The 11,019-nt window shown below is 42.5% G+C and carries 9 protein-coding genes; 8 read left to right on the top strand and 1 reads right to left on the bottom strand.

The genetic code is table 11. The features are described from left to right. Positions 1–139: 139 nt before the first annotated feature. Genes meaB through icmF form a run of 3 tightly spaced genes read left to right on the top strand, consistent with a single transcriptional unit; the run spans position 140 to position 4,974 of the window. Positions 140–1,078: a methylmalonyl Co-A mutase-associated GTPase MeaB gene (gene meaB, locus LD39_RS16065; protein WP_035549654.1), complete on the top strand. Its 939-nt coding sequence runs from the start codon at positions 140–142 to the stop codon at positions 1,076–1,078. Positions 1,079–1,080: 2 nt separating this feature from the next. Continuing rightward, positions 1,081–1,713: a TetR/AcrR family transcriptional regulator gene (locus LD39_RS16060; protein WP_035549651.1), complete on the top strand. Its 633-nt coding sequence runs from the start codon at positions 1,081–1,083 to the stop codon at positions 1,711–1,713. Between the two features lie 15 nt (positions 1,714–1,728). Further along, positions 1,729–4,974, top strand: a complete 3,246-nt coding sequence (gene icmF, locus LD39_RS16055) for a fused isobutyryl-CoA mutase/GTPase IcmF (RefSeq protein WP_035549648.1) — start codon at positions 1,729–1,731, stop codon at positions 4,972–4,974. Positions 4,975–5,357: 383 nt separating this feature from the next. Here the strand turns inward: icmF and LD39_RS16050 are convergent, their stop codons facing one another. Further along, positions 5,358–5,675: a hypothetical protein gene (locus tag LD39_RS16050; RefSeq protein WP_035549644.1), complete on the bottom strand. Its 318-nt coding sequence runs from the start codon at positions 5,673–5,675 to the stop codon at positions 5,358–5,360. Between the two features lie 265 nt (positions 5,676–5,940). On the opposite strand from LD39_RS16050, the gene rpoE reads away from it, so the two are divergent. From rpoE to fsa, 5 genes are all read left to right on the top strand, one after another. After that, positions 5,941–6,486 (top strand): DNA-directed RNA polymerase subunit delta, encoded by a 546-nt coding sequence (gene rpoE, locus LD39_RS16045; protein ID WP_035549641.1) that lies wholly within the window; start codon positions 5,941–5,943, stop codon positions 6,484–6,486. Between the two features lie 295 nt (positions 6,487–6,781). Further along, the gene (locus LD39_RS16040) at positions 6,782–8,386 is read left to right on the top strand and encodes a CTP synthase (RefSeq protein ID WP_035549638.1); all 1,605 of its coding nucleotides are present in this window, start codon (positions 6,782–6,784) and stop codon (positions 8,384–8,386) included. 333 nt (positions 8,387–8,719) lie between these two features. After that, positions 8,720–9,088, top strand: a complete 369-nt coding sequence (locus tag LD39_RS16035; protein WP_035549634.1) for a response regulator — start codon at positions 8,720–8,722, stop codon at positions 9,086–9,088. Positions 9,089–9,247: 159 nt separating this feature from the next. Then, the gene (gene fba / locus LD39_RS16030; protein WP_035549631.1) at positions 9,248–10,111 is read left to right on the top strand and encodes a class II fructose-1,6-bisphosphate aldolase; all 864 of its coding nucleotides are present in this window, start codon (positions 9,248–9,250) and stop codon (positions 10,109–10,111) included. Between the two features lie 125 nt (positions 10,112–10,236). Next, the gene (gene fsa / locus LD39_RS16025; RefSeq protein ID WP_035549628.1) at positions 10,237–10,878 is read left to right on the top strand and encodes a fructose-6-phosphate aldolase; all 642 of its coding nucleotides are present in this window, start codon (positions 10,237–10,239) and stop codon (positions 10,876–10,878) included. The last annotated feature ends 141 nt before the right edge of the window (positions 10,879–11,019 follow it).

The raw sequence follows: 11,019 nt of genomic DNA, 5'->3' as shown, positions 1-11,019 counted from the left end.
ACTTATGTCTCGAGTGTCTAGGCTTCGCAACTCAACTGAGCTGGAGGAGATAAAGGAAACACGGAGAGCGAAGTGATCCGATGTTGACTTATCGTACAGAAGCGACCGCAGATATAGATGATAGAAAGGTGACAAGTTTATGCATCCACTCGCTGAAAGGATCAAAAAACAAGATATGAGGGCGCTTGCCAAAGCGATCACACTCGTTGAAAACGAAGATGATCAAAAACTTGAGCTGATGAGCAATATTTTTTCAATCAAGAAAAAAGCTCATTATATCGGGATTACCGGCTCTCCTGGGGCAGGGAAAAGCTCCTTAATCAACAGGCTGCTCACGTATTTGAGAAGTCTTGATCTAACGGTAGCTGTTATTGCTGTCGATCCGACTAGTCCTTTCAGTGGTGGATCTCTGTTGGGCGACCGGACGAGGATGAATCAGCATTTTCTAGACCCGGGCATATTTATTCGCAGCATGGCAACTAGAGGAAGTCTTGGAGGGCTTGCGAGGGCGACTAAAGATGCAATTCGGGTCTGTGATGCCTATGGATTTGATATCGTCCTTGTGGAAACTGTAGGGGTTGGCCAGTCAGAACTTGATATTATGAAAGTTGTAGATACGACTGGACTTGTACTCACACCAAACAGTGGGGATGTCTTGCAAATATTCAAAGCAGGGATTATGGAAATTGCTGATCTGTTCATTATTAACAAGGCGGATCTCCCAGGCGTAGAAAAGCTCAAGTCAACATTAGAAGAGTACATGATGATTGCTCAGCCTAAAGGTTGGCTGCCCCCTATCATTAAAACGATCTCTACAGAAAATGAAGGCATGGAGACGTTTTATGAAAAAGTGAAAGAACATAAGAAATACTTGTATGAAACCAAACAAGGTTTAAAACAGCGGAAACAGCAATTGAAATTGGAAGTCTACGAATTAATTCGAGAGGAAATTTGGCGTGAAGTGAAGGCAGAGATTGACCAGGATCTAGACAAACAACAGGTGTTCCAAGACCCGAGCGCAGATCCTTATCAATTGGCCAGTTCCTGGTTTCAAGAATGGATGCGTAAAGGAGAATGACGATGGCTGAAAATCAAGTTCCTTCTTCAATAAAGGATGAAACGCTAGTTTTGAAGCGACGGAACCAGATGATCAGGGGCGCCGTTACACTTTTTATTGAAAAAGGATTCCATAAAACGACGACAAGAGAAATTGCAAAAGCTTCAGGATTCAGCATTGGAACACTGTATGAGTATATCCGTAAAAAAGAAGATGTGCTGTTTCTTGTCTGTGATTCGATCTATCAGCGAGTAAAAGAGCGGATGGAAGCCTCTATTGATCCCAATCAATCAAGTATCCAAAGCCTTGTTCATGCGATTCGATCTTATTTTCAGTTAATGGATGATATGCAGGATGAGGTCGTGGTCATGTATCAGGAAGTGAAGTCTTTATCGCGCGATGCACAGGATTATGTGCTGCAAAAAGAAAGAGACATGGTCGCCATGCTGGAACAAGTCATTCTGAACAGTCTTTCTGAGAAACGATCAGACCATGAAATCAAATTGATCGCTAACAATATTTTCGTTCAAGGGCAGATGTGGGGATTCAGACGCTGGATTTTACAACGCACATTTACCCTTGAATCTTATACAGACACCCAAATTCAGTTGTTATTAGAAGGATTAAGCGAAACAGAAAAAGAAAGCTCTAAGTAAAGGAGGAGATCGGACATGGAACAGCCGACGGTTTACCAGCCGAAAAATCCCGTTCGATTTGTCACGGCTTCTAGCCTTTTCGATGGACATGATGCTTCCATCAACATTATGCGCCGCATCTTGCAGTCAACAGGAGGTGAGGTCATTCACCTGGGCCACAACCGTTCTGTAGAGGAAGTGGTCAATGCTGCGATCCAAGAAGATGCGCAAGGCATTGCGATATCTTCTTATCAAGGAGGACACGTCGAGTATTTCAAGTACATGGTCGACTTGTTGAATCAAAAAGGTGCAGGCCATATCCGAGTTTATGGAGGTGGCGGTGGAGTCATCATCCCGAGAGAAATCAAGGAGCTTCATGAATATGGAGTTGCGCGTGTGTTTTCTCCTGAAGATGGTAGAACATTAGGACTCCAAGGCATGATTAACCTCATGATCGAGGAATGTGACTTTTTACCACCATTAAATGTAGAAAAAAGTGTAGAAGAGCTGTCCGAAGGAAATCACCAGGCCATCGCTCGGTTTATCACATACGTAGAGAACACACCGAAGGAAGAACGCGAAGCTGTTGCTGCTTTTGAAACCGCTGTCAATAAAACAGTTGATAAAAAAGTTCCGGTACTCGGAATTACAGGGACAGGTGGAGCTGGGAAAAGTTCACTTACAGATGAGCTGATCCGAAGGTTTATCAATGAGATCCCAGATAAAAAAATCGCCATTCTGTCTGTCGATCCGACGAAAAAGAAAACAGGCGGAGCGCTTCTTGGAGACCGCATACGAATGAATGCGATTTTCAACCCTCGTGTATATATGAGGTCGATGGCGACACGGGATGCACGTTCCGAGCTTTCTAAATCTATTGAAGAAGCTATTCAAGTCGTTAAAGCGGCAGGTGTAGATTTTGTTATCGTTGAAACAAGTGGGATCGGGCAAGGCGACGCAGCCATCACTGATGTTACCGACTTATCGATGTATGTGATGACAGCTGAGTTTGGTGCACCATCTCAGTTAGAAAAGATCGACATGATTGATTTTGCTGACTTTATAGTTATCAATAAATTTGAGCAAAAAGGTTCAGAGGATGCCATGAATCAGGTGCGTAAACAGTACCAGCGCAGCCATATGCTGTTTCATGATGATGCATCAAAATTCCCTGTCTATGGAACGATTGCCAGTCAATTCAACGATCCAGGGACGAACACCCTCTTTGCTGCAATTGTTCATCAGCTGAATGAAAAATTCTCTTGGCAGGATCACACCTCGCTTGAGCGTGTCGAGAAAGTAGAGAAGCAGAATGTCATCATCCCTAACGAACGCAAGCAGTATTTGCGTGACATCTCTCTTGCCGTCCGAAATTATCATAAAGAGACAGATGATCAAGCAGCTAAAGCTCGCAAGCTCTACCAGTTGAAAGGCACATTGGAAGAGATGACAGATGAAGATACGAAGGCGAGTATCAAGCGCTTGATCGAGGATTACGAGAAGTCCATTGACCGTGAGGCAAAAGAGAAGCTGGACGATTGGGATGGACTGCATGAAAGATATAGCGGTGATACGTACACGTTCCAAGTACGTAATAAAGAGATTACTATGGATCTCACTACAGAAAGTCTGGCCGGACTGAAAATTCCCAAGGTGGCACTCCCGAACTATTCTGATTGGGGCGATCGATTGACGTGGCTGCTTCGTGAAAACGTACCAGGAGCTTTTCCTTTTACGGCTGGAGTATTTCCTTTTAAACGGAAAGGGGAAGATCCGAAGCGTCAATTCGCTGGTGAAGGGACACCGGAGCGGACGAACCGCCGTTTTCACTACTTATCGGAAGGCGATGACGCCAAGCGTTTGAGTACCGCTTTTGACTCCGTGACTTTATATGGGGAAGATCCCGACGAACGTCCGGACATTTATGGAAAAGTTGGAGAGAGCGGCGTAAACATTTGTACACTAGAAGATATGAAAAAACTGTACGACGGGTTTGATCTTGTTGATCCGACGACATCCGTATCGATGACGATTAATGGTCCGGCACCGATTATTTTAGCCATGTTCTTTAATACAGCGATCGATCAGCAGATGAATAAGTTCCGTGAAGAAAAAGGCCGAGAGCCGAATGCTGAAGAAGCAGCTCAAATCAAAGCGGAAACGATTCATGTTGTACGTGGAACCGTCCAGGCGGATATCTTAAAAGAAGACCAGGGACAAAACACATGTATATTCTCCACTGAATTCGCGTTGAGAATGATGGGGGATATTCAGCAGTATTTCATCGATCATCAAGTGCGTAATTATTATTCCGTGTCCATTTCCGGTTATCATATTGCGGAAGCCGGAGCGAACCCGATCTCCCAACTGGCCTTCACATTGGCGAATGGATTCACTTACGTTGAATATTACTTGAGCCGTGGAATGGATATTAACAAGTTTGCACCTAACCTTTCATTCTTCTTCTCAAACGGTCTTGACCCAGAGTATACCGTAATGGGACGCGTAGCTCGAAGGATTTGGGCGATCGTTATGAAGGAAAAATATGGGGCGAACGAGCGAAGCCAGAAATTGAAATATCACATTCAAACCTCTGGACGCTCCTTGCACGCTCAAGAAATCGACTTCAACGATATCCGTACAACCTTGCAAGCGTTGATTGCAATTCAGGATAATTGTAATTCGCTGCATACTAACTCTTATGATGAAGCGATCACCACCCCGACGGAAGAATCCGTACGTCGCGCGATGGCGATTCAGATGATTATCAGCAAAGAGTTCGGTTTGACGAAAAACGAAAACTCCTTACAAGGTTCCTATATTATTCGAGAACTGACGGACCTTGTGGAAGAAGCCGTTTTGCAAGAGTTCGAACGCATTAACGACCGTGGCGGTGTCCTTGGAGCGATGGAACGTCAGTATCAAAGAGGGAAAATTCAAGAAGAATCCCTTTACTATGAAGGGAAAAAACATTCGGGTGAACTGCCGATTGTCGGCGTAAACACATACTTGAATCCAAATCCTCCATCTGAAGAACAAATTGATTCCATGGAGCTTGCACGTGCTTCTAAAGAAGAAAAAGAGCACCAGATCACAGAGCTCAGAAACTTCCAGGATTCAAACAAAGACAAATCTGAGGAAGCTTTGGAGCGTCTGAAGCAAGTTGCAAGCGGCGGTGGAAACATTTTTGAAGAATTGATGGAAACCGTCCAAGTTGCAAGCCTCGGCCAAATCACCAACGCTCTCTACCAAGTCGGAGGACAATACAGAAGGAATATGTAATATTTAAGTGTGGAATCGCCTTGTTCAGCCCCGACAAGCTTAAGACGATGAACGGAATGAAGTGAACTTTCTTCATGTAGTTCAACGTCTTAAGACCTCGAGGGGCTAGGCGATGGAACCGGATAAAATTAAGTGTGGAGGCGACTGTTCAGCGACGTACGAACTGGACTGAGCTGGAGGAGATAAAGGAAACACGAGGAACGAAGTGAATCGATGTTGACTTATCGTACAGAAGCGAGGGAAGTTGCGCTAGTCGCTAGGAGCCGCAACCGGATAGGATTAAGTGTGGAATCGCCTTGTTCAGCGACTTAACTCAAATATTATGTAAAAAGCGCCCTGCCTTAATAATAGACAGGGCGCTTATCCTTTTTGAGAAAAGGACTTTAGTGACCGCCACCGATTTGGTCCTCATCATGAGCCTGATTGATTTCCGTTACATATGGCTTTTTCATTCCATACCATTCATAGGTAACATTGTAATGCTCACCTGATTCAAGAAGCATCCAAGTGCTTGTATCTTTCACATGCAGCTTCTCGTCATTCACATGAATATAGTAGCCGTTTTCGTCATGTGTCTTTTCAGTAATAGTGGCTTCTGAAAAATGTTTGGTATGAATCATGCCAAAATTGTAGGTTAACCAAATTCCGACGGATAGAACTACGATTATCGTAGCTCCCCAGTTGAAAGGGTGGGTTTTCATAGTACGTCTCTCCTTTATTTTCGTCCATTACTTTCTATTATTTTAAATTAAATTAAGGAGAACACCAAGTTTCATGCGTATTTTTAGTGTGCAATAAGCGTTTATTTTCATGTATGTTTGGTTAGAAAGTTAAGAGAAAGAACCTTCTATTGATTGATTTGATTTTTATAGGGTCAAATCATATAATGGATGGTATGATTAAATGTGATTCGTATGCCTGTGAGGCCATTTATTCTATATATTGAATATAAAGGAGTGCTGGATCGTGAGCTTAAAAGAATTGAGCCAAGAGCAAATTGATGAAATTTCCATGATTGAACTTGCAACGATCATTTTGGAAGAAGAGAGAGAAGCGATTGATTTCAATGAAATCTTCAACCGTATCGCTTCCATGAAAGGTTTCAGTGAAAAGCAGAAAGAAGAATACATCGCGCAATTTTACACTGACATGAATATTGATGGTGGGTTCATGACAATTGGAACGAATAGATGGGGACTGAAACGCTGGTATCCTGTAGAGCAAATGGAAGAAGAAATTGCGAACCTTCCACAAAAACGCAAGAAGAAAAAGAAGAAGAAGAAAAAACCTTCCAAGCTTCTTGAAGATGAACTTGGTATTTCCGAGTTTGACGATGAAGATGATGATCTAGAGGAAGATCTTGATTTAACAGATGAAGATCTCGATCTTGATGATGAAGACGATGACTTTGAAGGTGACTATGAAGATGATGATCTCGACGAAGAAGAAGAGGAGATCGTTGAAGACGATATCAGCTTTGTCGGAGATGAGGACGAAGAAGACGAAGAATAATTTTAGTGGATGGTTGACTTTCAAAAGTCAAATCAGTACAATCTTATTTGGGCTCTTTAATTTCTTAAAAAGAAATGTTAGAACGCTCCCCGCGCGGTGGGGAGCGTTTTTTGTTTTTTATATGGAAAAGCGGAAACGACCATGCATTAAACAATGCAAGGGAAATGAGTTTAAAATATAAACTCTTGGACAACTTGAAGATAGACCAATTTTTTATTCAAGCCGTTCATGCCCCTGAAATGAACTATTATTAAGTAGTTTTACTATAAAGACTAATAGAGAAAGAGGGATCTTCGTGGCAACGAAATATATCTTTGTAACAGGCGGTGTAGTGTCTTCCTTAGGAAAAGGAATCACAGCAGCATCATTAGGGCGATTATTGAAAAACCGAGGACTTAAAGTAACAATTCAAAAATTCGATCCATATATCAATGTGGACCCGGGTACGATGAGTCCTTATCAACATGGTGAGGTCTTCGTTACAGATGATGGCGCAGAAACGGACCTTGACTTAGGTCACTACGAACGCTTCATCGACATCAACTTGAATAAATTCAGTAACGTGACAACAGGGAAAGTGTATTCAAATGTCATCAAGAAAGAACGTCGCGGAGATTATCTTGGAGGCACTGTTCAGGTTATCCCGCACATCACTAATGAAATCAAGGATCGTGTCTTTCGCGCAGGTCATGAGACCAATGCAGACGTTGTCATCACAGAAATTGGAGGTACGGTTGGTGATATAGAATCCCTTCCGTTCCTTGAGGCGATTCGTCAAATTAAAAGTGACATTGGCCGAGAGCATGTGATGTACCTTCATTGCACGCTTGTACCTTATTTAAAAGCTGCAGGGGAAATGAAGACAAAACCAACTCAGCACAGCGTGAAGGAATTACGTTCTCTAGGTATCCAGCCTGATGTCATTGTCTTGCGTACGGAGATGGAGATATCTGAAGATATGAAAGAAAAAATTGCGCTTTTCTGTGATATTAATAAAGATGCTGTTATTGAAGCGCGTGATGCGGGGACGCTTTATAACGTTCCGATTACTTTACAAGAACAAAAGCTTGATCAGCTGACATGTGACCACTTCGGTTTAAATTGTCCTCCTGCAGATATGACGGAATGGAACAAGCTGATCGATCAAGTCAAGAACCTAGAAGAGAAGGCGACCATTGCTCTTGTTGGTAAATACGTAGAGTTGCCGGATGCTTACATTTCTGTTGTTGAAGCATTGAAGCATGCTGGATACAGTTACAACGCAGATGTAGATGTGAAGTGGGTCAACTCTGAAAATATCACACGCAGTAATGTAGCAGAAATGCTTGAAGGCGTTGATGGAGTCCTAGTTCCAGGTGGCTTCGGCGATCGTGGGATTGAAGGTAAGATTGAAGCGATCCGTTATGCACGTGAGGAGCGAGTTCCTTTCTTAGGGATTTGCCTTGGTATGCAATTAGCTACCGTCGAGTTTGCGCGTAACGTCTTGAATCTTGGTGGAGCACATTCGGCGGAAATTGATCCGACGACTCCACACCCGATCATCGACCTTTTACCAGAGCAAAAAGAAATATCTGATCTAGGAGGAACGCTTCGTCTTGGAATTTATCCTTCTCGTTTGAAGGAAGGCACAAAAGCGCTTGAAGCTTATGGGGAAGAAGTGATTTATGAGCGTCACCGTCACCGCTTCGAGTTTAACAATCACTATCGTGAACAAATGGAAGCAGCAGGCTTTACGTTCTCTGGCACAAGCCCTGATGGCCGTCTTGTTGAAATCATCGAGGTGGAAGACCACCCATGGTTTGTGGCCAGCCAATTCCATCCAGAATTTAAGTCTCGCCCGACCCGTCCACAAGAATTGTTCTATGGATTCATTGGAGCAGCTATGAAGCAGAAATATTAATAGAAGAAAAGGCAAAGGTGACATTGACCTTTGCTTTTTTTCTATGTTGCAATTTGGAAGAAACCCCCACCTCAGGTCATCCAGAAATTGGATGACCTGAGGTGGGGGTTTCTTCTATTTAACTACATCAAATAGGGTATGGTTTTAGAAGAGCAAAATTCTACATGATTTGATAAATGTGCGTCTTCATAAAAGTTTATGAGAAAACTTGTCAGAAGCGAACATACATGCGCAGGAAAATAGTGACTGTCTATCGAAACATTAACCACACAGAGAAAATAGTGTAGGGAGTATAAGGTTAAATGCTAAAAAAATAGAAAGGCAGGGAATACCATGACAAACAAAATTCTCATAGTTGACGACCAAGCCGGAATACGGCTTTTATTAGAGGAAATCCTCAAAGGTGAGGGTTATCACACCGTATCCGCTAAAACAGGTAAGCAGGCCATCGATATTGTGGACGAAACAGAAGTGGATCTAGTCATCATGGATTACAATCTGCCTGTTTTACATGGAAGAGAAGTTTTACGTGAATTAAAAGAAAGGGATTTTCTTTCCCCAGTCATTATAATTAGTGGTCTATCTAAGGAAAATATTGAAAAAGAAGTAGATTACGCTTTTGTGCGTGAAATCATCGCTAAACCATTCGATATCCATAAGTTGAAAGATTTGGTAGAGGGTACGCTTGCTCACAGCCACTAAATTTCTTTTTTTTAAATGTAAGCGTTATATAAGGGATGAGGATGTTGCACCATGCTGAGGGTATTGGTATTCTAATACTGTAGCAAAACTTACATGGTGTGTTTTCCTATGGAAACAGACTTGTAAATAAAAGTTCGAATTCATAAAGGAGGATCTTTCATGCCGCTAGTATCAATGAAAGAAATGCTAGAAAAAGCTAAGGAAGAACGCTACGGTGTAGGCCAGTTCAACCTTAATAATCTTGAATATGCTCAAGCAATCCTTCAGGCTGCTGAAGAAGAGCAATCCCCTGTCATCTTAGGTGTATCTGAAGGCGCAGGACGATATATGGGTGGTTTCAACGTTGTCGTAGACATGGTTAAAGCACTTATGAAATCTTATGGTACAACAGTACCTGTAGCTATTCACTTGGACCACGGTTCAAGTTTCGAAAAATGTGCAGAAGCGATCCACGCTGGATTTACTTCTGTAATGATCGACGCTTCTCACGATCCACTTGAAGAAAACATCGCTGTTACGAAAAAAGTTGTTGAACTTGCACACATCCACGGTGTATCTGTTGAGGCAGAATTAGGCCGTGTTGGTGGACAAGAAGACGACCTTATCGTTGACGATGCAGAAGCTGCATACGCGATTCCTTCTGAGTGTAAGCAATTGGTTGACGAAACTGACGTTGACGTATTTGCTCCAGCACTTGGATCCGTACACGGACCTTACAAAGGGGAACCAAACCTTGGCTTCGATCGCATGGAAGAAATCATGGGTCTTGTAGACAAGCCACTAGTTCTTCACGGTGGTACAGGAATTCCTACAGCAGATATCAAGAAAGCCATTTCTTTCGGTACTGCGAAAATCAACGTAAATACTGAGAACCAAATTGCTCAAGGAAAAGCTGTACGTCAAGTACTAGCTGATCAGCCTGAGCAATATGATCCTCGTAAATATCTAGGACCTGGTCGCGATGCTATTAAAGAAACTGTAATCGGTAAAATGCGCGAATTCGGTTCTTCTCAAAAAGCTTAATAAAGCCTATGCAACAGGAAGCCGTTACGTCGTAGCGGTTTCCTTTTCATCATTATTGAAAACGCAATCATTTGACATTTTTCGTTGGTCTTTTTGTGAACTACTTAAAAACGAGGTGTATAGAAATGAAATTTTTTATTGATACTGCGAATATTGAAGATATCCGAGAAGCCAATTCTCTTGGGATTCTTGCTGGTGTAACAACAAACCCGAGCCTAGTCGCCAAAGAAGGCGTTTCATTTCATGAACGGTTGAAAGAAATAACAGAAGAAGTCGAAGGTTCTGTCAGCGCAGAGGTCATTTCTGAAGATGCGGAAGGAATGATTAAAGAAGGGAAAGAGCTAGCGGCAATCGCTCCTAATATTACGGTTAAAGTTCCGATGACACTAGAAGGTTTGAAAGCAGTGAAAGCCTTTAGTGATTTGAATATTAAAACGAATGTAACCCTCGTATTTTCTGCTAACCAAGCGCTGCTAGCTGCACGCGCAGGAGCTACTTACGTTTCACCATTTCTTGGTCGTCTTGACGATATTGGACACAACGGCGTCGAGCTGATCGCTCAAATCTCCGAGATCTTCGATCGACATGCAATCGATACAGAAATCATTGCAGCTTCTGTCCGTCACCCTGTTCACGTCACAGAAGCAGCGATGCATGGAGCACACATTGCGACAGTGCCATTTAAAGTATTCAGTCAAATTGTTAAGCACCCTCTTACAGACCAGGGGATTGAAAAATTCCTCAATGACTGGAATAATCAAAAATAAATAGAGTGAAATGGAAAAAAATGCACATAATAATGGCATAATCTTTACCTTTAAAGCGAGGAGTATTTCATGCATAAACTACTAGTCGAAGGCGGTACACGCTTACGTGGACAAGTTCGAGTAAGCGGAGCGAAAAATAGT

The sequence above is a fragment of the Halobacillus sp. BBL2006 genome (genome assembly GCF_000786645.1).
Classification (GTDB): domain Bacteria; phylum Bacillota; class Bacilli; order Bacillales; family Halobacillaceae; genus Halobacillus.
The sequence above is the reverse complement of the archived record's forward strand: the minus strand, read 5'-3'. Positions and strand labels throughout refer to the sequence as shown.